We start from the raw sequence: 25,847 nt of genomic DNA, 5'->3' as shown, positions 1-25,847 counted from the left end.
CAACAGCAAATCAGGAGATCCCCATGCTGGACCATATCCCTTTCCCGGGCGGCGACGCCCGGACGATAGAACACGCCCGCTGGGGCGCTGTCGTTTCCATGACGCTCGGTGTCTTCGGCCTTGTCACCGCAGAGTTTCTGCCGGTCAGCCTGCTGACGCCGATTTCCGGTGACCTCAACGTCACGTCCGGCCTCGCCGGCCAGTCGATCACCATGACCGCCATCGTCGCCGCCATTGCAGGCCCCGGCGTCATCATCGGCACACGAAAATTCGATCGCCGCTGGACCGTGCTGGCGCTGACCATGACGCTGATCATTTCCAGCCTCATCGCCGCTGCCGCCACCAGCATCCACATGCTGCTTGCCGCCCGCTTCCTGCTCGGCATCGGGCTTGGCGGTTTCTGGGCGATGTCGGCAGCGCTTGCCATGCGCCTCGTGCCGCCGCATCTGATGCCGCGCGCCATGGCCATCATCATGGCCGGCGTCTCACTTGCCACCGTCTGCGCCGCCCCGCTCGGCGCCTGGATCGGTGCCACTATGGGATGGCGCGCCGCCTTCGGCCTTTCGGCCGGTATCGGTGTCGTCGCCCTTCTCGTGCAGGCCATCACCCTGCCCGCCCTGCCGCCGAGCGGCCATGCCGGTCTTGCCACCATGGCAGCGCTGTTGCGCCGTCCGGCCATGCGTCTCGGCCTCATCACCATTCTTCTGGTCATCACCGGCCATTTTGCCGGCTTCACCTATATCCGCCCGTTCCTGGAACGCGTGCCGCATCTCGGTGTCGAAACCATCTCGCTGATCCTGCTTGCCTATGGCGTCGCCGGTTTCTTCGGCAACCTGCTCGGCGGTTTCGTATCCGAGCGTAGCCCGCGCCTGTCGATCACCATCTTTGCCAGCCTCGTCGCAGCCGCAGCCGTCAGCATGGCGGTGGCCGGAAGCTCTGAAATCGTCGCGGCCACGGCGGTTGCCATCTGGGGCCTTGCCTTCGGAGCCATCCCGGTCAGCCTGCAGAGCTTTGTGGTGCGCGCCGGTTCGGATGAGGCCGAAAGCGCCGGAGCACTGATGCTGACGACGTTCCAGATCGCCATTTCCAGCGGCGCGGTTCTGGGCGGCATCCTCATTGAGACACAGGGACCGATCGCCGTTGTCACCTTCCTTGCCGCCGGCGCGCTTCTGGGTGCATCGGTCATGGCCAGCCGTGGCCAGCAGCGACGCCTGTCGATGGGCTGATACGATCACTCCATCCCTGTCGGTCCACTCGGCCCATTCATCACTGTCAGCAAACCGGCCGATACTCTCGGCCGGTTTTTTTAGAATATTCGACCTTGGCAATCGTCAGATTTGGGCGCATTGACGGCGTATCGATCATCCTGCCAGTATCTCCATGCCCCCTCGTAAAATTGCTTCCGTCATCTTCAGCCCCATCCTTGCCGGCGCAAGCCTGCGCGAACGCCTGATCGCCGGCCTCGGCGCGCTCATCGGCATCGCCCTTACCGGCGTGCTGGCAGGGCTGATGATAGGACACGGCGTTTCACCGCTTCTCGTCGCCCCCATGGGCGCTTCCGCCGTGCTGGTGTTTGCCGTGCCGGCCAGCCCGTTGGCGCAACCCTGGTCGGTCATTGGCGGCAACACGCTGTCGGCTGCCGTCGGCCTGCTGGTCGCGCATTTCGTAGCCGAACCGATACTGGCCACCGGCATCGCCGTGTCGCTTGCCATTCTGGTCATGTCGATCACACGCTGCCTGCATCCGCCCGGCGGTGCCGCAGCCCTGATGGCGGTGCTTGGTGGTGGTGCCGTTGATGCCTGGGGGCCGCTCTTTCCGGTCATGCCGGTACTCTTGAACGCGGTGGTCCTCACCCTTGCCGGTGTCATCTTTCACCGCATCTGCGGCCGATCCTACCCGCACCGCCCGGCACCCACAGTCACTGCGCCGAATGTACCGGTGCCGCCGGCCATCCCGAATTTCGAGGAAGAGGATGTCGATGCCGCCCTCGCCCATCTCGACGAGACATTCGACATCGACCGGGAAGACCTGATCCGCCTGATGCGGCAGGTGGAGGCCGAACACATCGCCCGGCGCACAGCCATCAAATGAAAAACGGCGCCCCGAGAGGCGCCGTTTTCGATTTCCGTATTGCCGAAGCGATCAGAGCTTCAGGTCGTTCTTGTCAGCCTTGACCGAGGCCATGATCTTTTCCAGCCAGCCCAGCATGACGGCCGACACGACGAAAGCCAGGTGGATGATCGTGTACCACATCAGCTGGCCATCGGTGTATTTCGCGGCATTGAGAAAGATCTGCAGCAGGTGGATCGAGGAGATCGCCACGATCGACGAGGCCACCTTGATCTTCAGGCTGCCGGAATCGAGTTTACCGAGGAAAGAGACGTCGGCGTCGGTTTCATCGAAACGGCTGACAAAATTTTCGTAGCCCGAGATCATCACCATGACGATCAGGCTCGCGACCAGTGCTGCGTCGATCAAACCCAGCATGGCGAGGATCATGCCGTTTTCATCCAGCGTGAAGACGTTCGCCGCCACCTTCCAGAACTTTGCGGCAAAAGACACCGCATAAACTGCCAGAGCCGCAACGAGGCCGAGGTAAAAGGCGACGAGAATCCATCGGCTCGACAGAATGATCTTTTCCACGAGCAGTTCCAGCGATTTCATGTGAGAGCAGTCTCCGAGTGTCTTGGGGTGCGGATCAGATAGTTGCTGACCACGACACCCGCAAGACGACGGACCTGCCCCGCGTCGCTAGGTCGCGATTTTCCTGACGATTGCCAACTCGGAACTAGCTGCGCAGCCTGTAACCGGTGCGGAAAATCCAGGCGAGGATCGAAAGGCAGATCACCAGAAACAGCCCGATCATGCCGAGGCTGACCACCGGGTTGACGTCGGCGATCTCGTAAAAGCTCCAGCGGAAACCGCTGACGAGATAAAGCACCGGATTGAAATGGCTGACCGCCTGCCAGAACGGCGGCAACATGTCGATTGAATAGAAGCTGCCGCCAAGGAAGGTCAGCGGCGGCACGACCAGCATCGGCACGATGTTGAGCTGTTCGAAATTTTTGGCCCAGATGCCGATGATAAAGCCGAACAGGCTGAAGGTCACCGCAGTCAGAACGAGGAACACCGCCATCATGAACGGGTGGGCGATATGGATATCGACGAAGAAGGAGGCCGTCGCCAGAATGATCAGGCCAATGATCAGCCCCTTGCTGGCAGCAGCGCCAACATAACCGATCAACACTTCCGCCATCGCCACCGGCGCCGACAAGAGTTCATAGATCGTGCCGGTGAATTTCGGGAAATAGATGCCGATCGAGCCGTTGCTGATGCATTGCGTCAACAATGTCAGCATGATCAGGCCCGGCGTGATGAACGAGCCATAGGAGACGCCGCCGACTTCCTGAATGCGCGAGCCGATCGCCGTGCCGAACACGATGAAATACAGCGAGGTGGTGATGACGGGCGAGATGACGCTCTGCAGAAGCGTGCGGCGCATGCGGGCCATTTCGAAGAAATAAATCGACTTGACCGCTTCGAAATTGAACTTTTGCACGCTCATGCCCGCTCTCCGATCAGCTTTACAAAAATATCCTCGAGCGAACTCTGGTGGGTAGAAATATCGCCGAGCGGCACATCGGCCGCCGAAAGCGCCTTCATCAGCGCCGCGATCCGGCTTTCATGGCCGTTGCCATGGGTTTCGTCGGCGGCGTAATCATGCACCAGTGCGTTGCCGTCATCGACCAGCTTCAGGTCAAACGCTTCCAGCCCCGGCGGCACGACTTCCAGCGGATGCGTCAGTTCCAGACGCAACTGTTTTGCGCCTAGTTTTTTCATCAGCGTCGTCTTGTCTTCGATCAACAAAAGCTCGCCGGCATTGATGACGCCGACGCGATCCGCGATCTCCTCGGCCTCCTCGATATAGTGCGTGGTGAGGATGATGGTGACGCCAGTGGCACGCAGCTTTTCCACCACCTGCCACATGTCGCGGCGCAGCGTCACGTCGACACCGGCGGTCGGCTCGTCGAGGAAGAGGATGCGCGGTTCATGCGCCAAGGCCTTGGCGATCAGCACGCGCCGTTTCATGCCGCCGGACAATTCGCGCAGCATGTTGTCGCGCTTCTCCCAGAGCGAAAGATCCTTCAAAATCTGCTCGATCAGCGCCGGGTTCTTCGATTTGCCATGCAGGCCGCGCGAAAAAGTCACGGTGTTGATCACTGTCTCGAACTGGTCCGTGGTCAGTTCCTGCGGCACCAGCCCGATCATCGAGCGGGTTTCGCGGAAATCGCGGACCACGTCATGGCCGCCCACCATTACCTGCCCGCCGGAAGGATTGACCAGTCCGCAGACGATCGAGATCATCGTCGTCTTGCCGGCGCCGTTCGGCCCCAGAAGTGCGAGGATTTCACCCTCGCGGATATCGAGATCGACGCCTTTCAGCGCCTTGAACCCGTTACCGTAGATTTTTGTCAGGTTGCGGATGGAAACGACGGGAGGCTTGGCTGTTGTCATGGGGAGACTTCTGGCTGGAATGCTGTGGCGCCGGATATAGGTGTCAAACCAACGAAAAAACATCCCCCGTCAGCAGTTCCCCGTTTTCAGGGACAATCAGTTGAAGACACCGACAAAAAACTGGATCGACACGCAGACAAGGAACACGCCAAAAGCCCGCTCCAGCGCCTGCCGGCTCATGGCATGGGCGGCGCGTGCGCCATAAGGCGCCATGATCAGGGTGATCGGAATGATCAGCACCACGGCAATCCAGTTGACGTAACCTGTGGACAGCGGCGGCAGGCCAGGCACGCCCCAACCGCCGATGACATAACCAACCAGACCCGGCAGCGAAATCAGCACGCCCATGCCCGATGACGTCGCCACGGCCTGATGGATGGAACGTCCGTAAAGCGTCATGAACGTGTTGTTGACGACACCGCCGCCGACACCCATCAGGCCGGAAAGAATGCCAAAGCTGGTGCCGACCAGAAACCGCGCCGGGTTCTTCGGCAGTTCATCGCCCAGCCGCCAGCTGGCGCGATTAAAAATCATCCGTGCTGCCAGAATGAGCGCTATGACGGCAAAGATCAGCCGCAGCGTCACGCTCGAGGCCTTGGCGGCGACAAAAGCGGCAATCAGTGTGCCGAGCGGTACCGCAATCACCCAGCCTTTGAGAAGTTCCATGTCGACCGCGCCGCGTGCCCGATGCGCCATGAAGGAGCGGATCGAGGTCGGCACGATGATGGCAAGCGAGGTGCCGAGCGAAAGCTGCATGCGCACCTCTTCCGGCACGCCGAGCAAGCCGAAGACATGAAAGAAGATCGGCACGAGAATGGCACCGCCGCCGATACCGAACATGCCGGCGAGAAGGCCGGACAGGACACCGCTGACCGCCAGCACGGCCGCGAAGAAAAGAATTTCCGTCAGTTCGGGCATGCACTCTCCTCAACGCAAAACCGGCATTGCGGAGTCTTGTCTGCACCGCTGCACGTTTATTGGCTTTGTGACAGCAGCACAGCCTGTGGACAAGTGCGGTTGTGGCGCAATTCGGCGCCATCCAAAAACGCGAACAACGCAAAAACAATACAACCGTCATTCAGCAGTCATCTTGCCGCGCCATGTTGCCGTCGTCGGGACCGGCCGCACCGCCGCACACGCTGCCGCGCCCGAAGCATGACCGTCCGCCGCCTTGCCCGCCCGTCCTCGTCGGGCCGCCAAGGCACCGCCTGGCTGGCGGTCGCTACTCATGGAAACGCATGGCCGCCCATGCGCTTCCCGTGTTGATGCATGCAGTCGTGATGACCGAAAGCCGACGCCCCATCCCGCGTCCGCTTTCCTTCCTTGGCCGGCCTCGTGCCGGCCTTTTTTTGTGCTGTCCTCGGACGGTAGAATTCCCGGTAGAAACACCCTCGCGATGATTATGGTCTTGGCGACATCCGCTGGCGTGCCATATCCCCGGTCAGTTGGGGATGGAAAGTTCCGCATGACACGAAGACCGTTTCGAAAACACCCAGACGGTAAAAAGGCATCCGAGGTGAAAGGCGCCGTGATCACGGTCATCGTCTTTGCCACCATCACATTCTCAGGTTTCTGTCTGTTCTTTGCCGGTGGTCCGGTCCCGCCGGAGGGGGCAGATATATGGTCAATCCTCCGCTGGATCGGCATTCTGGTCGGCGCCATCGCCGCCTATTGCACCTGTCAGGCATTGTTTGAGCTGCTCGTCGCCGCCACCATCGGCAAAGAGCGGATGATCGGCATCATCATGCTGTTTTTTCTCGTCTGTCTCATCTTCGCATTCGTTGATGGACTGGCCCTCCTTATTGACTGACGGGAAAACTCCGCCCTTGAGCCTTTGCCCCTCACCGGCTATCTGGGGCCTCCATAAAACTCCTCCGGCAAAGCAAGGTACCTCCCGGCATGATCCCAGATTTCCTCGTCACCCATTCCGGTGGCTTCCATGCCGATGAGCTGATGTCTTCCGTCATCCTCACGCGTCTGTTCCCGAGCGCGAAACTGGTGCGCAGCCGCGCGCCGGAATGGATCACGCCCGGTTCCGACCGCATCATCTACGATGTCGGCGGTGCATACGACGCCGAAGCCGGCATTTTCGATCATCACCAGCGCGGCGCACCGCTGCGCGAAGACGGTGCGCCCTACTCGTCCTTCGGTCTGATCTGGAAACATTTTGGTCGCGCCTATCTGCTGGCGCTCGATGTGCCGGAAGCGCATGCCGATGCGGTGCATGCCGCTTTCGATCAGAAATTCGTGCTGCCGATCGATCTCCTCGATAATGGCGCGGTCGATCCTTCCGTCGCTGGGCCGTTGGTCAGCCTGACGCTTCCGAGCCTGCTCGCCACCCTGAAGCCCGTTTTCGATGCCAAGGATGCCGACGCCGACGACCGTGCCTTCGACGTCGCGCTCACCATCGCCCGCACCTTTGTCGAGGCCGGCATTGCCCAGCGTGCATCAAAACTGCGCGCCGAAAGCCTTGTCCTCGAAGCAATCGCCACTACCGGTGAAAGCCGCGTGCTGGAACTGCCGATGGGCATGCCTTTTCGTCCGGCCATCGTGAAGGCCGGTGCGGATCATCTGCTGTTCGTGGTCCATCCGCGTGACAAGGATTGGTGCGTCACCGGCATCCGCCTCAGTGACGATGGCTTTGAGCAGCGCGCCGACCTGCCAGCCGCATGGGCGGGCCTCAACAATGGCGAACTGGAAAAGGTCTCGGGCGTCATCGGCGCAGTCTTCTGCCACAATGCCCGCTTCATCGCCGCAGCCAAAACGCGCGAGGCGGCACTTGCCATGGCAGACATTGCCGTAAAGGAAGCACTGGCGGGTTAACCCCCGCCAGCATGCATCAATCGCAATAACGGCTGTTCGACTTGCGCTGTCTCAGGTCGAAGTGAAAATGGTTCCAGTGCTCCTTGTTGGAGCCTGGGCCGAGCACGGTGTTGAAATATTTGCAGCTGTCGGTGCGCACGGCCTTCAGCAGAGCGCCTTCGCGGAAGGAGAACAGACCCTTCTTGCGCACGTCGATATCCTTGCCGTTCTTCAGCACGAACTTGCCGACATCGATGGCATTGCCACGCGAATGTTCCGACATCGGATTGTATTTCTGGCGACTGTTGTTCATACGGCGGCAGGAATAACCGCCCATCGGCACGATACGCTTGACGCCGCTCCAGTAGCGGTAGCGCGAGGATGGCGCCAACTCGTATTTCACCCAACGGGCAAAGGCGAGCGTCGTCTGGCAGTTCAGTTTCACCGACGGTTTGACGTCGATATCGCCGGATAGACCGGTCAGTTCGACCGGATAATCGATACCGCAGCTCGGCCCATCACTGATGCGCGGCGCATTTCGATATTCGACACCGAGACGACGCAGTTCCACCCGGCAGGCGGCTTCGGATGCCGGCATGGCTTCCGGCCCGCGCGGCGGTGCAATCGGTGCACGCTCGTCCATCGGGTTGGGCGTGCGCAGCATCGCCACTTCTTCCGTGCGTGCCGCACCACCCACCTGCCGCGTGCCAAACGGTGTCGACTGGCGCTGCCACGGCTGTTCGCCATTGATGTCGGCGCCCCGATCAGCACGCTGGCCGCTGCCCGACCGTTTTGGCGGCACGATAACCGGTTCATCAACCATGTTCTGTGTACCGGCCCGTCGGCCCAGTGCGCGCGGACTATCCGTACCGATCCCATCGACCACAGGCTGATTGCCGACACCTTCGGCGATGTCCGTCTGCTGTTCCTCGGCAAGTCCGACAACGCCTTGACTGCCGCCCACACCAAGCTCCGCATCCATGTTGACGCCACCATCAGCGCCTTGCGCCGACATGCCCTGCCCGCCTGATACGGCAGCCACGCCCTCATCGCTGTCTATGCTCGGCAGGCGACCCTGCTGCACGCGAGCATTGCCGGAGGATCTGGCATAAGGGTCGGATTGTTGTGGCGGTATCGGGCCGCCCCATTGCTCCTGGCCGTTGGCTGTCGGCATCGGCTGCTGGGCAATACCGCCGTTCTGTGCGCCATAACCGCCATAGGAAGAACCGGGATTGCCGTTCACACCCGGCTCGCGCAGGTACCCGTAGGACGATTGGCCCTGATCGACCGAAGCCGGTGGCATGGGATTCGCAAGGCCGGCGGTCGAGGTTCCGCCATAGGTCTGGTTGGCCGGCATGTTTGCCGGCGGCATCGGGCGGATCGCACCGACGCGTGTGCCGTTGTCGACGCCGACCGGCGGCACCAGCCCTTCGGCCGAACATGCCGTCAGCATCGTCGTGATCATCAGCGAAGCCGTAACCCGCCGCCAGAAAAGAGCATACGCCATACCAGAATGCCTTACCTGCCTAAAAGGTCGTCCGTTCTTCGTGACAGATTCGCCACTCCATCGGATTCTAGACAGGCTTGGTAAACGAAACCTTGAGCGATCAAGGCCGTTTCAAGGTCATATCGGGACAGCCTGCCGCAAAACGATGCATACGGACGAGAGGCCTACCGCGAAAGCCGCCTTGCCCACGCTATGCGACATGCTTATGGTCCGCCGCACCGCAACAAAGGTCCCGCATCACCATGAACGACACTGCCACGACTGCCCCTGCGGGCGAACTGACACTACGCACACTCGCCATGCCCGCCGACGCCAATCCGGCCGGCGACATTTTTGGCGGCTGGGTCATGGCGCAGATGGACTTGGCAAGCGGCATCCGCGCCGCCGAACGCGCCCATGGCCGCGTGGTGACGGCAGCGGTCAAGGAAATGGCGTTCGAACTGCCGGTCAAGATCGGCGATACGCTGAATATCTATACGCAGATCACCAAGGTCGGCCGCACCTCGATCACGCTTTCCGTCGAGGCCTGGGCACAACGCGCCCGCCACCGCGCACTGGAAAAGGTCACAGCCGGCACGTTCATCATGGTGGCGCTGGACGAAGACGGCAAACCGACGCCGGTGCCGGGGGAGTAAGTGAAGGCCGGCGGCCCCACCCTACTCCGCCGCCAATCTCACAGGACGCGGCTCGTCCAGCCCAAAAATGTCCGAAAAATCCTTGTGGTTCGGGCAGTTCGAAAGCCGCAGCTTGAACGCCTCCACCAGCCATGATGCCGCCGGCCCCAGCGGATGCGAAGCCTTGTGCATGGCATAAAGCGGATATTCACCCTGCTGATAGGCATCGAGTTTCAACGCCACCAGACGGCCCTCGGCCAGATCATGCCGAACCAGCGAGGCAGGCAACCCGCCCCAACCGAGGCCACCCTTGATCAGCTGGTGCTTGGTGGCGATATCACTCACCCGCCATGTCTTGAACGACATGACGTTGAAGTCACGGCCATTGGTGAGGCCCGACGCATCGGTCACCACCATCTGCACTTCTTCGCGCACATCGGCCAATGTCAGCGGCCGGGCGATCTGCGCCAGCGGATGATCGCTTGCCGCCACCGGCAGCATGAAGGAATGGCCGATCTTTTCCGCCACCAGCGTGTCGTCCTTGCTCAGCATCGCACCGCCGAGGCCGATATCGGCGCGACCGGACGACACCATGTCCATCACCATGCCGAGCTCGCCGACATGCAGGTTGAGTGAGACGGAGGGAAAGCGGGCGCGAAATTCCCGCAACTCCACCACGACAGCATCGGCCGGCACCATGACGGAGATCGCCATAGTCAGCTCCGCCTCCAGTCCCTGTTTGATGCTTTTGGCCCGCGCCCGCATCAATTGCAGGTCGGCAACGATGCGGCGGGCATCGGCCAGCATCGCACGCCCCTCTTCCGTCAGTTTCGGCTGGCGGCCACTGCGCTCGAACAGCACCATTTCCAGCTGCGCCTCCAGATTGGCGATCGTGTAACTGACCACCGACTGGGCGCGGTTCATCCTGCGCGCGGCTGCGGAAAAACTTCCGGTTTCGGCAACGGCCAGAAAAACCTGCAACTGATCGAGCGTGGGATTGGCGTCCATTCGACCTATCCATTTCCTAGATAACTAGCTTCGACATTATCCCGGTTCTCTCGATAGGTGTCCATGCCTATTTGTGCTGGCAAGCGAGAGCGGAAATCCTCCTGCACCGCCCTCCGAACAAACAACGCAATCCGATCAAGGAATTACCACCATGTCGTCCATTCTCCTCGTCACCTCCAGCCCGCGCGCCGAATCCCTGTCGACGAAGGTGGCTACCGAGTTCGTCGATAAGTTGAAAGCCAACAATGCGGCCGCAACCGTCGCGCATCGCGACCTTGGCAAGAACCCGATCGCCCATCTCGACCCGGTCACCACCTCGGCCATCAAGAAGCAGCCGGCCGACCGTACGCCGGAAGAAGCCGCAGCCGTTGTCGAATCCGACACGCTGACCAACGAACTGCTGGCCGCCGACACCGTCGTCATCGCCACCGGCCTCATCAACTTCAACATCTATTCCTCGCTGAAGTCGTGGATCGACATGGTCGCCCGCGCCGGCATGACCTTCCGTTACACGGCTGAAGGCCCGGAAGGCCTCGCAAAGAACAAGAAGGTCTACATCGTTCTGTCGGCTGCCGGCGTTTATTCCGATGGCCCGGCCGTCGCCATGAACCACGCCGTACCCTACCTCAAGACCGTTCTGGCCTTCATGGGCATGACCGATGTCGAGGTCATTTATGTCGAAGGCACGGCCTTCGGTCCGGAAGCATTCGAAAAGGCCATCGCTTCTGCTGCCGCCCGCACGGACGAACTGGCCAAGGCTGCCTGATTTTTCAAAAATCCACCGCTGAAACGAAAAATGGCGACCGATGCAGATCGGCCGCCATTTTCATTTGAAGTGCGTTGGTGGATGTTGCCCGATCAGACGGCCTCACGCTCAAGCTCTGCCACCTGTGCGGCATGCATATCCTTGCCGCAACGCACCGCTTCGGCCATGCCCTTGAGCTGCATGCCGATCACTGGGCGCACCTCGACCAACCGCTCATTCACCGGCACCGGCCGGCCAAGCAGATAACCCTGCAATTCGTCACAGCCGGCCTGAGTCAGGAACAGCGCTTCCTCGATCGTTTCCACGCCTTCGGCGACGATCTGCATGCCAAGGCCATTGCCGAGTGCGATAATGGAGCGGACGATCACCTGCGCGCTGTCGACCACGCCGAGATTACTGACAAAGCTGCGGTCGATCTTGATCGTGTCGAACGGATAACGGCTGAGATAGCTCAGCGACGAATAACCCGTGCCGAAATCGTCGAGCGCCACATGGAAGCCCATGCGCTTCAACGCTTCAAGAACCTGCAATGCCCGCTTGTCGTCTTCGATCAGGACGCTTTCGGTGATTTCCAGCTCGATCCGGGAAGCCTTCGCGCCGGTTTCCTTGAGGACCTCGCCGAGACAGGACACGAAACGGCTGTTGCGGAACTGCAGCGGGCTGACATTGACGCTGATACGGCGACCTTCCAGACCACCACTCAGGCGGCAGGCCTCGGCCATCACCCACTCGCCCAGCGCCACGATCTGGCCGGACGCCTCCGCCACCGGAATGAATTCACCCGGCGATACGAGGCCGCGGCTCGGATGGTTCCAGCGCAGCAGCGCTTCATAGGCAACGATATCGGCTGTGACCGCATCGACGCGCGGCTGCAGATAGAGTTCGAATTCACCACGCGTGATGGCGCGGTCCAGATCCGCCTCCAGTGCACGCCGCTTTTCGATCGCTTCGTTCATGCCCGGCTTGAACACGAGGCTTGCGCCACGCCCCTGCTGCTTGGCATGGAAAAGCGCGATATCCGCCTTGCCGACAAGCCCGTCGAGGTCAGCCGCATGTTCGGGGCAAAGCGCGCCACCGATACTGACATCGAGCTGCAGTCTTTCGCCCGATGCGATCTCGATCGGCTCGACCATACGGGCGAGCAGACGATGACCTAAATCCTCGACCTGAAAACTGAAATGCGTGTTTGCCAGAATGACCGCGAACTCGTCGCCTCCCAGACGCGCGACGAGATCATGAGGCCCGAGCAGGCCCTGCAACCGGGCGGCCGTCTCGCGGATCACCGCGTCGCCGGCCTGATGGCCATGGCTGTCGTTGACATCCTTGAAGCGGTCGATATCGACCATGGCAATGGCAAAGCTCGCACCGCGAGCGCTGAGATCCGCCACGCGCTCGGCAAACAGGGCGCGGTTCGGCAAGCCGGTCAGGACATCATGCTGCGCCAGATGGCGGATACGCTGTTCGGCTTCCTTGCGATCGCGCAGATCAACGATGCAGCCGACACGGGCCGGTCGGCCGTGATAAACGATATCGCGCCCGCGTGCCTGAACGGGAATATGCTCGCCATCGGCGGCAACCAGAACCAGTTCGTGAATGGTATCGTCGTTGAATGTCGTCACCGTCGCGACGTCGATCTGCGGCCCGTCACGCAGAAAATCGAAAATGCGCGTGCCCGGCAAATCCTTGAGCGGCCGTCCCAGCAGTTTCGCCAGTTGCGGATTGCCATCGACGACAACACCATCACGATGGATCATGATCGCTTCGAACGTGGCACTGGCAAGGGCTGCCACGCGCTCGCCGTCATCGCCGGCCACCGCCTTGGTCGTTCTTTTTTTGCGCTGGAATGCGGCGAGCGTCCATGCCCTTCGACCGGGAATCAGCCAGCCGATGCCTGCAAATGCAACAGCGCTGACGCCGAGACCCCAGTAAAGATCGGAGAGAATCGAACTTGCGGGAGATGCCACGGCCACAGTGCCGGTCACAGCCGCAGCAGCAACCGCAGGCATCGCCGTGCAGGCAAGAAGGCTAAGCGCGAACCAGCCTGTATGTGTGCAACGTGCTCGCATCAGCGGACCGACAACTCAATTGGCAAGATGAGTGGAAGGTACGGCCAAGGCCTTAATTTTGGGTGATCAGCACATGGCAGCCGACAAGGTTTTCAGCAGCAGGATCAAACCTGTTGCTGACTTTTTCGTGACAGCGGAGAATGGCTTACGTTACAGTAACAGACTCTGCGTCAACCGCTGGGACGCAACGCTCAGGCCGAACGTTCAGGCGCACCATCCGAAAACAGCGAGGCGCCGTTCTGGTCGATGATCTGGCGCGCCTTGCGAAAGGTGCTTTCCACCGCGTCATCCATCGAGGTGAACATGTCGGCGCGAATGAAGGTGCGCACCAGAACAGCCTCGCCGACCTGTTTTTCGATACGACCCGCCAGACGATACTGGCTGCCTTCCTTGATCGGCGCCGGATGGATCATGCAGCCCGCATGTTCCTGCGGCTCGACAGCCGGACCGGCCGCTGCCTTGGGAGCATCACCGGAGGAAAACATCGAAAGGAGATTGGAAAAAAATGAAGCCATGGCGGTTGCCTTATCATACCCGTGACGATGCAGGAAGCCACGGAGTGTCGCAGCTTCCCTCAATATCCCTAGCCGATCAGATGATCAGGTTGGCCAGAATTTCGTTCTCGGTGATGTCCTCATATCCTAGGCCCGCCGTTTCGAAACGCTGAAACAGGCCGGCAAAATTTTCCGGCGCCGTCGTCTCGATACCGATCAGGATAGAACCGAAATTGCGAGCCGATTTCTTCAGATATTCGAAACGCGCAACGTCGTCATCGGGGCCGAGCATGTCGAGAAAATCGCGCAACGCACCGGGACGCTGCGGCAGTCGCAGGATGAAATATTTCTTCAGACCGGAGAAGCGCATGGCGCGCTCCTTCACATCCGGCAGGCGTTCGAAATCGAAATTGCCGCCCGAAACGACGCAGACGACCGTCTTGCCCGCCAGCCTGTCCGGCCCAAGCTCTTCCAGCGCCCGGATCGACAGGGCACCTGCCGGCTCCAGCACCACGCCTTCGAGATTGAGCATTTCGGTGATGGTCACGCAGATGGCGTTTTCGGCAATCAGCTTTACCTGTTCCGGCGGAAAACCGCTCAGCCGCTCAAAGTTCAGCGTGCCGATACGGGCAACAGCCGCGCCATCGACAAAATTGTCCACCTTCGGCAACGTCACCGGCTCACCGGCCAGCAGCGACGTCTTCAGGCTCGGCGCGCCTTCCGGCTCGACGAACAGGAAATTTTCGCGCGCCACGACGTCCTTCAGGAAACCGGTCGCGCCAGAAGCCAGTCCACCACCGCCGACCGGCAGGATCACCAGATCCGGCACCGAACCGCTTGGCAGCTGGTCCATCACTTCCGCCGCAACAGTCGCCTGCCCCTCGATGATATCGGCATCGTCGAAAGGCGGCACCATCATGGCGCCGGTCGTCTCCACATGGCTGCGCGCCGCCGCATAGCACTGGTCAAAGATATCGCCGACCAGACGGATCTGGATGAAGGCGCCGCCGAACATGCGGGTCTTGTCGATCTTCTGCTGCGGCGTCGTCACCGGCATGAAGACCACGCCCTGCACCTCGAAATGGCGGCAGACGAAAGCGAAGCCTTGCGCATGGTTGCCGGCCGAGGCGCAGACGAACACGCGGTCGCGGCCATGTGCCTCGACGGCCTTGCGCATAAAATTGAAGGCGCCACGGATCTTGTAGGAGCGAACGGGCGACAGGTCCTCGCGCTTCAGCCAAATCTCGGCGCCATACCGACGGCTCAAATGTTCGTTGAGCTGCAGCGGCGTTTCGGGAAAAATCTCCCGCATGGCCACCTGCGCATCCGCAACCGCGACTTTATCCAAGACCTTCACTCCCTGACGCATTCCGTGTTGCAGCGGCTATGCCACAACGGCGCGCAAGACAAAAGGATAATTCCGAACCGAGCGGTACGGTTGGACCATCATAAAATCTTGCAAAATACACACTTATGTGTATTATTTCGGCATGAAAAGCACCGACGTTATAGCAGCTTTAAAAGGGGACGGCTGGCGGCAAGTCGGCGTCAAAGGCAGCCATGTGCAATTCCGGCATCCGATAAAGTCTGGGCGGGTCACAGTCCCGCATCCCAAACATGACATGCCTATCGGAACATTGAAGAGCATCGAAAAACAGTCCGGACTGAAATTGAGGTAAGGCAATGCGCAATTACATTGGATTGATCCACAAAGACGCGGAGAGCGACTATGGCGTCTCCTTTCCCGATCTTCCCGGCGTGGTCACAGCGGGCACCGATCTCGATGAGGCCCGCCGCATGGCGACCGAAGCGCTCGCATTTCATATCGAAGGCATGATCGAAGACGGAGACACAATCCCCGAACCGTCCGGCCTTGATACCATCATGGCCGACCCGGATAATCGTGATGGCGTCGCTATACTGGTTTCCGTGGCCATGCCGGCGCGCAAAGCCGTTCGGCTGAACATCACGCTGCCGGAAGATGTACTGAACGACATCGACGCCTATGCACAGACTCACGGCCTCACCCGATCGGGTTTTCTCGCAAGGGCGGCTCGTCGTGAGATGGAAAACTCTGGTTCGTAAACCATCTGGTGCGGACGGCGGGGATCGAACCCGCAAGACCGAAGTCGAGAGATTTTAAGTCTCTTGCGTCTACCAGTTTCGCCACGTCCGCGTGACGCGTCTTTTCAGGCACATACGCCGCGCAGTCAACAGCCGGTTTTGAAATCACGCGCATTTCACCACGCGCCCGGTGGTCGCACACAGCTTATATTAGCAACCTTATCACCGCAGTCCCGTTGGGCTTGATGTCATCTCTTTCGCAATGGAGACATCATGCCCAGATTTTATCTGCATATTTCCGACGGCAAACAGGCCGAGGTCGAAATCGACGCGGTCAATGCCCATGCGGCCATGAATGACGGGCTGAACGCGCTTTCCACCTTCGCCTGCCGCAATTTTCCACCACCCGCCAATATCGCAATCACCGTACTGGATGACAAACGCCGACAGGTCGGGCGCATGCGCTTTGTTTTCGAGATCGAATATACCGGCGTGGCCGTGGTGTAGGCCAAAAATGCAAAAGAGCGCGACACCACTGCCGCGCCCTTCTTCTCAAAACCGTTGAATCCGATCAGGCCAGCTTTGCGGCGATCTTCGCCACATGCGCGCCCTGGAATTTTGCCGCTTCAAGTTCGATTTCCGAAGGCATACGCGAACCGTCGCCGTCGGTGATGGTCGATGCACCGTAAGGCGAACCACCTTTCACCGCTTCAACGCCCATCTGGCCCTGGAAGGCATATGGCAAGCCGACAACGGCCATGCCGTGGTGAAGAAGCGTCGGGATGAAGCCGAGGATGGTGGATTCCTGACCGCCGTGCTGGGTGGCAGAAGAGGTGAAGACCGAGCCGACCTTGCCGACCAGCTTGCCATTGAACCACAGGCCACCGGTCTGATCCCAGAAATTGCGCATCTGCGAGGCGACCGTGCCGAACCGCGTGCCGGCGCCGACGATGATCGCGTCATATTCGGCCAGTTCGTCCGGGGTGGCGATCGGGGCGGCCTGATCCAGCTTGAAATGCGAGGATTTCGCCACCTCTTCCGGCACCAGTTCCGGTACGCGCTTGACCGTCACGTCGGCACCGGCGGATTTGGCGCCTTCGGCAACGGCATAGGCCATCGCTTCGATATGGCCATAGGCGGAGTAATAGAGGACCAGAACTTTTGCCATTTTTTCGCTTCCCTGATTGGGGTTGGGGTCGGGTTTGCTGTTGGTATCGGTGCTGCACCCGGCTCGCCGCCGAGCAGCTTTTTCAAAAACTCGATGATCATCGGCCTGCCCTGTGACATCCGTGTGGAGGCAAGCTAGCGGAGACGGCGCAGCCCGGCCAGACGATGGTTTCAGCATGCAGTGTCCACTTTTCGTGAACGACGAAGAGAGATCTTGTTCATCATTTGCAGAAGGCAAGAACATATTTCGCTGCGGCTTGCATTCGTGATCGGCCGCGCTAACGTCATAAGATCATTTCCGCACGAGTATTCTCCATGAGCCAGTCCACCACCGTCACCGCCGCCATGCTTGCCATTGGCGACGAGCTTTTATCCGGCCGCACCAAGGACAAGAATATCGGCCATCTCGCCGATCTGCTGACGCTGTCCGGCATCGATCTGAAGGAAGTGCGCATCGTCGCCGACGAGGAGGATGTCATCGTCGAGGCGCTGAATGCGTTGCGCAGCCGTTACGATTACGTCTTCACCTCCGGCGGCATCGGCCCGACGCATGACGATATCACCGCCGATTCTGTGGCCAAGGCGTTTGGCCTGCCCTGCGTCTACGATCCGGCGGCGATGACGCTCCTGGCCGAGATGTACAAGCGCCGCGAGATGGAATTCACCGAGGCCCGCCAACGCATGGCGCGCATGCCGCAGGGTGCCACACACATTCCCAATCCGGTCTCGACCGCGCCCGGCTTCATCGTCGAAAACGTCTATGTCATGGCCGGTGTGCCGCAGGTGTTTCAGGCCATGGTCGACAATGTCCTCCCCATGCTGCGGACGGGCGCAAAAATGCTGTCGCGCGCCATCCCCTGCCCTTATGGCGAAGGCGATATCGGCACACTTCTCGCGGCCATCCAGAAGGCGCATCCCGACACCAGCATCGGCTCCTATCCGAAATATGATGGCCAGCGTTTTTCCACCGAACTGATTGTTCGTGCCCGTGAAACAGAACCGCTCTATGCGGCAGCGACGGCTGTCGAGGCGATGATCGTCGAGCTTACGGCACGCAAGACCGCGACCAATCCTTCGCCGGACGCCTGATCGCCCGCCAAAGGCACGTCCTCACTGCCGGCCCGCCTTGACCAGCGGGCCATCGCGACCCACGTTCATGATGAGAACGGGTCAGAAAATCCCGGCAAAGGAGGAGGCACCGCAATGAGCTACAAGACCATCATGGCCGTACTCGATGATCCGGCCAGCGCAAGGCAGATCAGCGATTTCGCCAGCTTCCTGTCCGAGCGGTTTTCCGCCCATATCGTTGGTGTCCATGCCGAAACGCTGGCCGCCGTGCCGCTGATCGCGCCGATGGAAATTCCCGATCCCGCCGCCGTGCAGGTGCTGCAGGAAGCCGCGCGCCGCGAAACCGCCTCGGTCGAAAAGATCTTTCGCGAACGCATCGAAAGCCAGGGCCTTCCGTCGGAATGGCGCAGCTTTGTTTCGGCCAATGGTTATGCCTCCGGCAATGTCATCGAGAGTGCCCGTGCCGTTGATCTCATCGTCGCAAGCCAGGGCAATCCGCCCGAAGGCGGACCGGACAATCGCGCCGATCTCGAAGCCTTTCTGTTCGAAAGCGGCCGCCCCATGCTGCTGGTGCCGCGCACCATCACGCAACCGCAGCCGATCCGCCGCGTGCTGATCGCCTGGAACGGCTCACGCGAGGCGACCCGCGCCACATTCGATGCGCTGCCCTTCCTCAAGAATGCCGAGAGCGTGGAGATCTTCTGCGTGGATCCGCCGGAAGTGTCTGGCCAGATGCCGGAAATGGCGGGCGTCGAGCTTGCCGCCACGCTGTCGCGCCACGGCGTCAACGTTACGCTACGCACCGAACATACAAGCGGCATCAAGGCCTCGGCGGCGATCGAAAACCGGCTGGCCGATTCCAGCGTCGATCTTCTGGTGATGGGCGGTTATGGCCATGCCCGCTGGTGGGAAGTGCTGTTTGGCGGCGTCACCCGCACGCTGCTCGATTCGATGACGGCGCTGACACTGCTGTCGCGGTAAACAGGACGCACCGCCCTGCTCAGATACGCCGGTCGAACACGGCAAGCGGCGCTTTAAGCCGGTAGAGCGTGGTCGGTCGCCGCGCCCGCTCGGTCTGGCGCTTTTCGCCTTCCACCTCTTCCAGCAGGTTGAGATCGTTGATCTTGCGACGAAAGGCACTCTGGTCCAGCCTTTCCCCCATCACCGTCTCGTAGATCGCCTGCAGTTCCGACATGGTAAAAATGTCGGGCAACAGCCGCGCCGGAATGGTGGAATAGGCGCCCTTGCCGCGAAGCCGCTCCCGTGCCGCCCGGACGATGTCGGCATGGTCGAAGGGCAATTCACCAGCGGCATCGACCGGCCGCAACTCCAGCGCCACCCCGGCCTCGTCCAGCACCTCCTGCGGCACCAGCGCGAAATAGGCGATGGAAACGGACCAGTCGCGCGGATCACGATCAACCGAGGCAAAGGTCTGCAGCTGTTCGAAAAAGATGCCGCTTAAGCCCGCCTTGGCCTTGAGGATACGCGCCACGGCAGCCTCCGCATCCGAATCCTCCTCGACATGAACGTAACCGCCGATCAGTGCCGCCACGCCGGCGAAAGGCTCGGCAGTACGCGGCAGTAACGCAATGTGAAGCCGCTCCTCACGCAGGGTCAGAAGCACGATATCCACCGTCACGATCGGCCTTGGAAACTCCGTTTCCGCCATATGTTTCAATCCCCTCGCCCGCATTTCCGATCTTTCTCCCCTCATACCCGGATCAGCCAAAAACAACAAATTGCAAAGTGCGACTTGCAAAATACATTTTGCAAGTTTATATCCATATTCAGCGACAGGGCAGCCACCTTACTCAGGACCCCCCGCCCCGACGCCCGCAAAACCGAAGGCAGAAGCAAAGGAGTGTTGCCATGGGTATGGGACGTTTCAGCACGGCCGACTGGGCCGATTACAACGCGCGCCACGTCAACGGCCGCAGCCGTTCGGAAGTGTTTGGCGCCACCGGCATGGATCCGCGTTTCGATCCCGCCCGGTTTGGCTATCGCGAAAGCCGCGACAGCGATTTCAATCCACTGTCGACGCCGATCATTCTCGCTGCCGATGTCACCGGCTCGATGGGCATGATCGCCCACGAACTGATGCGCAACGGACTCGTGACGCTGACCTCGGAAATCTACGATCGCCGCCCGGTCACCGATCCCCATATCATGGTCGCGGCCGTCGGTGACGCTACCTGCGACAGCGCGCCCCTGCAGGCCACCCAGTTCGAGGCGGATATCTCGCTTGCCAGCCAGATCCGTGGCCTGTGGCTGGAAGGCGGCGGCGGCGGCAATGACGGCGAAAGTTATAGCGCCGCCCACTTGCTGGCAGCCTTGAAGACCACGACAGACGCTTTCGAAAAACGTGGCCGAAAGGGTTACCTCTTCACCATCGGCGACGAACCGATCCTCAATGGTCTCACCGGCCCGCAGATCACCCGCATCTTCGGCACCGAAGGTCCGCGCCATGGCCTCACCGCCCGTCAATGCCTTGAGCTCGCGCAAAAATATTACGATGTCTTTCACATCGTCATCCGCGAGGGATATGCGTCGATGCGGATGAGCAAGGTGCTCGAGACGTGGGAGCCGCTCCTGCCCGGCCGCACTTTTGTGCTGGAGGATTATCGCAGGCTCGCCGAACTGGTGGTCTCGATCATCGAGATAAACGAGGGCCGCGATGCCGACGACGTCGCCGCCAGCTGGGGCGCGGATGCCGGTAATGTGGTTGCGAAAGCGGTGCGGACGCAGCCGAAGAAGCGGTTTTTGAACTTCTTCTGATGCCACGAAGGCCCGGAGCCATCGTTCCGGGCCCCTCCCCAACACAAGGAGACCACCCATGACCATCCGCGCACAAGCCGTGATCGGCGCAGCCTATGGAGACGAAGGCAAGGGACTGATGGTCGACCGCCTGGCGGCTGCCACACAAAGCGCTGTCGTCGTCCGCTCGAATGGCGGCGCGCAGGCCGGCCACACCGTCATCTCGCCCATCGGCCATCGACATGTGTTTCACCATGTCGGTTCGGGTACATTTGCCGGCGCAGCCACGCATTTCAGCCGGTTTTTCGTCGCTCACCCGATGCTGCTGCTCGACGAGATGGCGGCGCTCGAAAACCTCGGCTACCGCCCTCGCCTCACCAGCGATCCGAATGTGCAAGTCACCACGCCCTATGACGTGATCATCAACCAGGCGATCGAAATGGCGCGCGGCGCCGATCGTCACGGCAGCTGCGGCCTCGGCTTCGGCGAAACGATCGAGCGTAACCTGCGCCCTGAATTCACGCTCACCATGCGCGACCTGTTTCGCCCGGACCTCAAAGCCCGCCTCATCGCCATTCGCGATCAATGGGTACCACAGCGTCTGAAAACGCTCGGCATCACCACCCTGCCCGAAGAACTGGCGGCAGCGCTTGCCGACCAAACCACGCTTTTGCGCTTCCTTGAAGATTGCGATGCCACGCTCGACCACGTCTCGCTCTGGCCCGACCGGCGTCTGGCGCAGCTCGGTCCGGTGATTTTCGAGGCAGCACAGGGCCTGCTGCTCGATCAGGATTTCGGCGCCTTCCCGCATGTCACCCGCTCGAATACCGGGCTTGCCAACATGCTGGCCATCGCCGCCGAGGCAGGGATCGACATGCTCGACGTTGTCTATGCGACACGCATCTACACCACCCGCCACGGTGCTGGCCCGCTGAAATGCGAGAGGCCGATGCTCGAAAACATCCGTGTCGTCGATCCCACCAATGCACCGAACGACTGGCAGGGCACGCTGCGTCTCGCCCTGCTCGATCTCGGCTTGCTGAGAGACGCCATCGTCCAGGATCTCGCTTTGCGACGTAAGGGCATTACCGTCCACGCAGGCCTCGCCGTTACGTGCATCGATCAGGCAGAAGGTGCATTTGCTGTCATCGATGGCGACGGCGTGATGATGCTCGATCCCGCCGATGCGGCCTATGAGATCGCCCGGGCAACCGGCCTGCCGCTTGTCGCCGAAAGCTGGGGCCCACAGCGTGGCGATGTCGGCAGGAAGGTGGATGTGGCGGCGTGATGGAGCCGCGCAGCACCTGACGCCCCCTTGTCCCGACGCTGAGAAGATGGCGGGAGCAATGTGCTCCCTCCTCAATCCTGCTCGTAGACCACCCAGGCCTTGTCGAAATTGCGCGCTGCCAGATCCTCTTCGCGCATCAGCACGTAAAGCGCACCGGGAAAGGGATAACCGGTCGCATCGTCCGTGCCGATCTGCAGCACAAGATGCCAGTCCTTTGCGCCGGCCAGCAAACGTTTGCCCTCTTCCGTCTCGAAAGCCTTGCCATCCCCGACATAAACACCGTTCGAAGCCAACTGGCTCGTCGCCTGCATGCCTGACTGGATGGCGCGCGGCCAGCCGCCAAGTTGGTGATTGCCGCCCTCGGCCTCGATCGGGAAGCCAAGCGAAAACAGCCAGCCGGAATAGATCGAGGTGTCGTCGCCGCTGATTTCCCCCACCACATCCCAGCCGGCATCACCGATCGGAACCGTCGTCACCACGGAACGCGGCGTGATTGCCGCCGCTTTCAGGCTGGCCGTGCCGGGAAAATCGGCCAGTGCCTTCGGCAGCGGCTTGCGCTCAAGGTCTGCCACCGGCGTATCGTCGTAAATCACCTTCCAGCCGGCCTTGCCACGTGGCTCGTAGCTCGCCGGCAAAACCGGCATGTCGTAGAAGAACAGCAGCCGGCCGTTGGTCGGCAACGCCTTGTCGAAACCCGGCTCATTCGCCATTGCTGCCAGATCCACCTGCGCGATGAAAGGCAGCGGAAACGGTTTTGTCACGGCATCGGCCAGCAGCCGCTGTTCGGTGGCGGCCTTGATGGCAACATCCGCCGGCAAGGTCATCTCTTCTGCGAGTTCGTCCTCGTTTACCTCGGCGCCGGAATCCTTCATGATCTTCAGCGTCGCGGCCATCGCCTCGTCACGGGCGCGCTTGCGTTCCGCCAGAAAAGCCTTGCCCTCCGTCTCCGGCATCCACGGCGGCGCGATCCCGGCATCGCCATAAAACGTCACTGCATCGGCGGTGAACTGCGCGGCCAGTGTTTCCGCGCCGTCATAGGCCGGCCGCACCGGCCATTCGATATTTTTGGGCAGGTCAGGAAGGCCACCGACCTTGGAAAAACCGGGCGCAAGTGCCGCCTCGTCCGCCGCCTTCGTATCGAGCACGATACCGTCACGCGCCACCTTGATGATGGCCTCGACACCAGCGGCCGACATGCCCGCCTCGGTCAGCCGGTCGGACAGTTCGTCGCGCGAGGTCGGCAGGCCCAGGATTTCGTCGCCCTCCTGCGCCAGCGCGGTATGCGGCATCATGGAAACGCAGGCAAACAGGCTGCCGGCGAGCGCGAGATGGAAACGGCGGGACATGGTCGGCTCCTCGGGCTGTTCGCGGGTTCAGGAAAGCAGTGCCGTGACTCGCGGGGCAAGATCAAGTCGAAGCCGGATTGCGAGTGGAACGTGACAGGGTTGTGACACGAAGCCGCGACAGGCATTCACCCCGCCGCCACCAAAAGCACGGCCTCCCCCTTATCCGCAACACGGTTCACCGCATCGGCGATCTCCCACAGCGGTCCGCGTGCGATCAGGGCGCCCTCCGCCGGCGGCTGGTCAAAACCCGGATCGACATAGGCCGAACAGACGTCATCCGTCTGGCTGATGGCAATGAAGGACGTGGCAACGATGCCCTTGCCGCATCCGCCGCAGCGGATGAGATAGGAACCGTGCTGCACCACCGCCTGCTGCTCGCCCGATCCGCAGGTCGTGCACATCCGGATGCCGGGGCCTTGCATGTCGGGTCGCGGATATGCGCGAAATTCATCCACCCATTTGTCATGCGACGGCACGATCTTGAAGGGCGGTAGCTTGTCGTAAATAAAATCGAAGCGAAAACTGCCATCCGGCATCAAGGTCACTGCCGCCGAATACCAGGCGTGCCCTTCGGCATGAGCCTTTGCCATAGCGGTGCGCAGATCCTTCAAGGCATCGGTGGCGTCATCCTCGACGACAAAAGACTGGTTTGCGCCTGTTTCCAGACGGCACATACCCGTTTCCTCGGAATAGCGCGTGATCGCATTGAAGCGATAGGTCGCGGCCGTCCAGCCCTCTTTCGGCAGAGCCGCATAAATGCCGGAGGCGATCGTCTTGTTGAGGGCTTCGATTTCAGGCGACATTCCGGTCCAATCCACATTTCATGGCAAACAGTGATGCGCCCATATGCCCGTCAGGAAAGCGGTAAAATGGACGCGTCGCGGAAATAGCGCCTCCATCTCGACCGGCAAGTTGGTACAATTACCCCGCTCATCCACAGATGCGACACCCGCGCGCTTGCCTTAGATCCGCCGATGCCGTTATTACAGGCTGCAAGGGGTCGGGAAACCGGCCTTTTGGCGTTTCCGTTCTGCGGCCGCCCGTTTCATTCACACAACGCTTGCGGAGCCCGTCGGATGTCTCTTCCCGATAAAGCCTTTCCCGTTTCCTGGGACCAGTTCCACCGTGATACCCGTGCCCTGTCCTGGCGCCTGTCCGGCCTTGGCCAGGAGTTCAAGGCCATCGTCTGCATCACCCGCGGCGGCCTCGTGCCGGCGGCGATCATTTCGCGCGAACTCAACATCCGCATGATCGACACCGTCTGCATCGCCACCCGCCATGATTACGTCAACCAGGGCGATACCGTGCTCCTCAAGGGCATTTCGCCGGAACTGATGGAAAACGGCGGCGAAGGCGTGCTCGTCGTCGACGACCTCACCGATACCGGCAAGACGGCGCTCGAAGTGCGCGCCATGATGCCGAAGGCACATTTCGCCTGCGTCTACGCAAAACCATCCGGCGTGCCGACAATCGACACGTTCGTGACTGAGGTTTCGCAGGATACGTGGATCTATTTCCCCTGGGACATGGGTTTCACTTATCAGGAGCCGATCGCCAAGGGTCACCGCGGCTAAGCAACATCGCACCTCGGATAAAAAACGCCCGGATTGCCAAACAGTCCGGGCGTTTTCTTTTGCGGCACACAGACGGAAATACGCTCTAAAATACATGATGATAGGGAATTTTACCCTTCCTCAGCCTATCCTCTCCGATAATCTGCGCCGACACGGCATTCACCCGCCGGAATTTGATTAGACATTCACCTTTCCAGCCAATCGCGCCAGTTCCTCGCGGATCACCAGGCCGAAGCGAAAACTCGGAAAACAGCCGCAGGTGTTTCGATGAAGATTATTCGCGCCTTTATTTCTCGCCATCCCGCCTGCGCCGCCATTATCGGCCTCATTTTCGGGCCCGAAGCGGTCATGGCCTATCTCGGTCGCGGCTGGCTGGCGATCCTCTACCTTGTCCTCGACATCGGATCGATGGCCGCCATCTGGTGGTATGCCTACGGTACGGAGTACAGCGGCCTGGCCGATCTCGCCCCACTTGCATGGCGGATCATCGGCGTGGTGCATGGTTTCATGATCGCCCGCTCGATCCGGGGCCAGCAGCATTTTCCATGGTATTCCCGCTGGTATGGCCTGCTCGGTCTGTGGCTCGGCTTTTTGGCCCTGGCAATGCTGGTCCGCAGTTTCCTGGTCGAGCCTTTCAGCACGCCATCGGCTTCCATGGCCCCCACGCTGCAGGTCAGCGATTACCTGTTTGCTGAAAAATACGCTTACGGCTACAGCCGCCAGACTGCTGACAAACCCCTGGCTGGTCCAGGGGTTTTGTGATTCACTGGGTCATGTTGAAGAAACCTGCTCCCGAACAGACGGCTCTCGAGAT

Annotated in this window: 28 protein-coding genes and 1 tRNA gene; 15 read left to right on the top strand and 14 right to left on the bottom strand. The window is 60.8% G+C overall.

The window, feature by feature from the left end; translation table 11 throughout:
- The first annotated feature begins 23 nt into the window (after nucleotides 1-23).
- Both J2T09_RS26370 and J2T09_RS26365 read left to right on the top strand, forming a co-directional pair.
- On the top strand, nucleotides 24-1,226 hold the full coding sequence (locus J2T09_RS26370) for an MFS transporter (protein ID WP_306840060.1): 1,203 nt from the start codon (nucleotides 24-26) through the stop codon (nucleotides 1,224-1,226).
- 154 nt (nucleotides 1,227-1,380) lie between these two features.
- Nucleotides 1,381-2,091, top strand: a complete 711-nt coding sequence (locus J2T09_RS26365; protein ID WP_373458661.1) for an HPP family protein — start codon at nucleotides 1,381-1,383, stop codon at nucleotides 2,089-2,091.
- 51 nt (nucleotides 2,092-2,142) lie between these two features.
- Here J2T09_RS26365 and J2T09_RS26360 read toward each other — a convergent pair whose 3' ends face one another.
- The 4 genes from J2T09_RS26360 to J2T09_RS26345 all read right to left on the bottom strand — a co-directional run bounded on the left by J2T09_RS26360 (nucleotide 2,143) and on the right by J2T09_RS26345 (nucleotide 5,433).
- Complete coding sequence (locus J2T09_RS26360) at nucleotides 2,143-2,664, bottom strand: TIGR00645 family protein (protein ID WP_306840059.1); 522 nt, start codon at nucleotides 2,662-2,664, stop codon at nucleotides 2,143-2,145.
- A gap of 124 nt (nucleotides 2,665-2,788) precedes the next feature.
- On the bottom strand, nucleotides 2,789-3,565 hold the full coding sequence (locus J2T09_RS26355) for an ABC transporter permease (protein ID WP_306840058.1): 777 nt from the start codon (nucleotides 3,563-3,565) through the stop codon (nucleotides 2,789-2,791).
- The gene (locus J2T09_RS26350) at nucleotides 3,562-4,515 is read right to left on the bottom strand and encodes an ABC transporter ATP-binding protein (protein ID WP_306840057.1); all 954 of its coding nucleotides are present in this window, start codon (nucleotides 4,513-4,515) and stop codon (nucleotides 3,562-3,564) included. The genes J2T09_RS26355 and J2T09_RS26350 overlap by 4 nt, the downstream gene beginning before the upstream one ends.
- A gap of 96 nt (nucleotides 4,516-4,611) precedes the next feature.
- Nucleotides 4,612-5,433 (bottom strand): sulfite exporter TauE/SafE family protein, encoded by an 822-nt coding sequence (locus tag J2T09_RS26345; RefSeq protein WP_306840056.1) that lies wholly within the window; start codon nucleotides 5,431-5,433, stop codon nucleotides 4,612-4,614.
- 610 nt (nucleotides 5,434-6,043) lie between these two features.
- On the opposite strand from J2T09_RS26345, the gene J2T09_RS26340 reads away from it, so the two are divergent.
- The gene (locus J2T09_RS26340; protein ID WP_306840055.1) at nucleotides 6,044-6,325 is read left to right on the top strand and encodes a hypothetical protein; all 282 of its coding nucleotides are present in this window, start codon (nucleotides 6,044-6,046) and stop codon (nucleotides 6,323-6,325) included.
- Between the two features lie 89 nt (nucleotides 6,326-6,414).
- Nucleotides 6,415-7,338 (top strand): MYG1 family protein, encoded by a 924-nt coding sequence (locus J2T09_RS26335; RefSeq protein ID WP_306840054.1) that lies wholly within the window; start codon nucleotides 6,415-6,417, stop codon nucleotides 7,336-7,338.
- Nucleotides 7,339-7,354: 16 nt separating this feature from the next.
- Here the strand turns inward: J2T09_RS26335 and J2T09_RS26330 are convergent, their stop codons facing one another.
- Nucleotides 7,355-8,824, bottom strand: coding sequence for an extensin-like domain-containing protein (locus J2T09_RS26330; protein WP_306840053.1), 1,470 nt, complete (start codon nucleotides 8,822-8,824; stop codon nucleotides 7,355-7,357).
- A 242-nt stretch (nucleotides 8,825-9,066) separates the two neighbouring features.
- Here J2T09_RS26330 and J2T09_RS26325 point away from each other — a divergent pair, with 242 nt between their 5' ends.
- Nucleotides 9,067-9,459 carry an acyl-CoA thioesterase gene (locus J2T09_RS26325; protein ID WP_306840052.1) on the top strand — a complete coding sequence of 131 codons (393 nt, stop codon included), beginning with the start codon at nucleotides 9,067-9,069 and terminating at the stop codon, nucleotides 9,457-9,459.
- 21 nt (nucleotides 9,460-9,480) lie between these two features.
- Here J2T09_RS26325 and J2T09_RS26320 read toward each other — a convergent pair whose 3' ends face one another.
- The gene (locus J2T09_RS26320) at nucleotides 9,481-10,446 is read right to left on the bottom strand and encodes a LysR family transcriptional regulator (RefSeq protein WP_306840051.1); all 966 of its coding nucleotides are present in this window, start codon (nucleotides 10,444-10,446) and stop codon (nucleotides 9,481-9,483) included.
- Between the two features lie 151 nt (nucleotides 10,447-10,597).
- On the opposite strand from J2T09_RS26320, the gene J2T09_RS26315 reads away from it, so the two are divergent.
- Nucleotides 10,598-11,212: an FMN-dependent NADH-azoreductase gene (locus tag J2T09_RS26315; protein WP_306840050.1), complete on the top strand. Its 615-nt coding sequence runs from the start codon at nucleotides 10,598-10,600 to the stop codon at nucleotides 11,210-11,212.
- 92 nt (nucleotides 11,213-11,304) lie between these two features.
- On the opposite strand, the gene J2T09_RS26310 is transcribed toward J2T09_RS26315, so the two are convergent.
- The 3 genes from J2T09_RS26310 to ilvA all read right to left on the bottom strand — a co-directional run bounded on the left by J2T09_RS26310 (nucleotide 11,305) and on the right by ilvA (nucleotide 15,084).
- Nucleotides 11,305-13,176: a putative bifunctional diguanylate cyclase/phosphodiesterase gene (locus J2T09_RS26310; protein WP_306840049.1), complete on the bottom strand. Its 1,872-nt coding sequence runs from the start codon at nucleotides 13,174-13,176 to the stop codon at nucleotides 11,305-11,307.
- Between the two features lie 293 nt (nucleotides 13,177-13,469).
- A complete protein-coding gene (locus J2T09_RS26305; protein WP_306840048.1) occupies nucleotides 13,470-13,793 on the bottom strand; it encodes an HlyU family transcriptional regulator in 324 nt (107 codons plus the stop codon).
- Nucleotides 13,794-13,869: 76 nt separating this feature from the next.
- The gene (ilvA, locus tag J2T09_RS26300) at nucleotides 13,870-15,084 is read right to left on the bottom strand and encodes a threonine ammonia-lyase (protein WP_373458663.1); all 1,215 of its coding nucleotides are present in this window, start codon (nucleotides 15,082-15,084) and stop codon (nucleotides 13,870-13,872) included.
- A 178-nt stretch (nucleotides 15,085-15,262) separates the two neighbouring features.
- On the opposite strand from ilvA, the gene J2T09_RS26295 reads away from it, so the two are divergent.
- Both J2T09_RS26295 and J2T09_RS26290 read left to right on the top strand, forming a co-directional pair.
- Nucleotides 15,263-15,451 carry a type II toxin-antitoxin system HicA family toxin gene (locus tag J2T09_RS26295; protein WP_306840046.1) on the top strand — a complete coding sequence of 63 codons (189 nt, stop codon included), beginning with the start codon at nucleotides 15,263-15,265 and terminating at the stop codon, nucleotides 15,449-15,451.
- Nucleotides 15,452-15,455: 4 nt separating this feature from the next.
- Nucleotides 15,456-15,857: a type II toxin-antitoxin system HicB family antitoxin gene (locus J2T09_RS26290; protein WP_306840045.1), complete on the top strand. Its 402-nt coding sequence runs from the start codon at nucleotides 15,456-15,458 to the stop codon at nucleotides 15,855-15,857.
- A 6-nt stretch (nucleotides 15,858-15,863) separates the two neighbouring features.
- On the opposite strand, the gene J2T09_RS26285 is transcribed toward J2T09_RS26290, so the two are convergent.
- Nucleotides 15,864-15,948, bottom strand: a tRNA-Leu gene (locus tag J2T09_RS26285).
- A 161-nt stretch (nucleotides 15,949-16,109) separates the two neighbouring features.
- Here J2T09_RS26285 and J2T09_RS26280 point away from each other — a divergent pair.
- Complete coding sequence (locus tag J2T09_RS26280) at nucleotides 16,110-16,343, top strand: hypothetical protein (RefSeq protein ID WP_306840044.1); 234 nt, start codon at nucleotides 16,110-16,112, stop codon at nucleotides 16,341-16,343.
- 64 nt (nucleotides 16,344-16,407) lie between these two features.
- On the opposite strand, the gene wrbA is transcribed toward J2T09_RS26280, so the two are convergent.
- Nucleotides 16,408-17,004: an NAD(P)H:quinone oxidoreductase type IV gene (gene wrbA, locus J2T09_RS26275; protein ID WP_306840043.1), complete on the bottom strand. Its 597-nt coding sequence runs from the start codon at nucleotides 17,002-17,004 to the stop codon at nucleotides 16,408-16,410.
- A gap of 314 nt (nucleotides 17,005-17,318) precedes the next feature.
- Between wrbA and J2T09_RS26270 the strand changes: the two genes are divergently transcribed.
- Both J2T09_RS26270 and J2T09_RS26265 read left to right on the top strand, forming a co-directional pair.
- Entirely contained in the window at nucleotides 17,319-18,092 is a 774-nt protein-coding gene (locus J2T09_RS26270) for a competence/damage-inducible protein A (protein ID WP_306840042.1), read from the top strand.
- 114 nt (nucleotides 18,093-18,206) lie between these two features.
- Entirely contained in the window at nucleotides 18,207-19,052 is an 846-nt protein-coding gene (locus tag J2T09_RS26265) for a universal stress protein (protein WP_306840041.1), read from the top strand.
- A gap of 19 nt (nucleotides 19,053-19,071) precedes the next feature.
- Here J2T09_RS26265 and J2T09_RS26260 read toward each other — a convergent pair whose 3' ends face one another.
- Nucleotides 19,072-19,740 (bottom strand): NUDIX hydrolase, encoded by a 669-nt coding sequence (locus tag J2T09_RS26260; protein ID WP_306840040.1) that lies wholly within the window; start codon nucleotides 19,738-19,740, stop codon nucleotides 19,072-19,074.
- A 200-nt stretch (nucleotides 19,741-19,940) separates the two neighbouring features.
- Between J2T09_RS26260 and J2T09_RS26255 the strand changes: the two genes are divergently transcribed.
- Both J2T09_RS26255 and J2T09_RS26250 read left to right on the top strand, forming a co-directional pair.
- A complete protein-coding gene (locus J2T09_RS26255; RefSeq protein ID WP_306840039.1) occupies nucleotides 19,941-20,846 on the top strand; it encodes a hypothetical protein in 906 nt (301 codons plus the stop codon).
- A gap of 58 nt (nucleotides 20,847-20,904) precedes the next feature.
- Nucleotides 20,905-22,113 (top strand): adenylosuccinate synthetase, encoded by a 1,209-nt coding sequence (locus J2T09_RS26250; protein ID WP_306840038.1) that lies wholly within the window; start codon nucleotides 20,905-20,907, stop codon nucleotides 22,111-22,113.
- 71 nt (nucleotides 22,114-22,184) lie between these two features.
- Here J2T09_RS26250 and J2T09_RS26245 read toward each other — a convergent pair whose 3' ends face one another.
- Nucleotides 22,185-23,459: a YwqG family protein gene (locus tag J2T09_RS26245; protein WP_306840036.1), complete on the bottom strand. Its 1,275-nt coding sequence runs from the start codon at nucleotides 23,457-23,459 to the stop codon at nucleotides 22,185-22,187.
- 125 nt (nucleotides 23,460-23,584) lie between these two features.
- The gene (locus J2T09_RS26240; RefSeq protein WP_306840034.1) at nucleotides 23,585-24,262 is read right to left on the bottom strand and encodes a hypothetical protein; all 678 of its coding nucleotides are present in this window, start codon (nucleotides 24,260-24,262) and stop codon (nucleotides 23,585-23,587) included.
- Between the two features lie 273 nt (nucleotides 24,263-24,535).
- On the opposite strand from J2T09_RS26240, the gene gpt reads away from it, so the two are divergent.
- Nucleotides 24,536-25,033 carry a xanthine phosphoribosyltransferase gene (gpt, locus tag J2T09_RS26235; RefSeq protein ID WP_132273330.1) on the top strand — a complete coding sequence of 166 codons (498 nt, stop codon included), beginning with the start codon at nucleotides 24,536-24,538 and terminating at the stop codon, nucleotides 25,031-25,033.
- Between the two features lie 267 nt (nucleotides 25,034-25,300).
- Nucleotides 25,301-25,795, top strand: a complete 495-nt coding sequence (locus J2T09_RS26230) for a S26 family signal peptidase (protein WP_306840033.1) — start codon at nucleotides 25,301-25,303, stop codon at nucleotides 25,793-25,795.
- Nucleotides 25,796-25,847: the final 52 nt, after the last annotated feature.

This window comes from Neorhizobium huautlense, assembly GCF_030811685.1.
Taxonomy (GTDB): Bacteria; Pseudomonadota; Alphaproteobacteria; order Rhizobiales; family Rhizobiaceae; genus Neorhizobium; species Neorhizobium huautlense_A.
The sequence above is the reverse complement of the archived record's forward strand: the minus strand, read 5'-3'. Positions and strand labels throughout refer to the sequence as shown.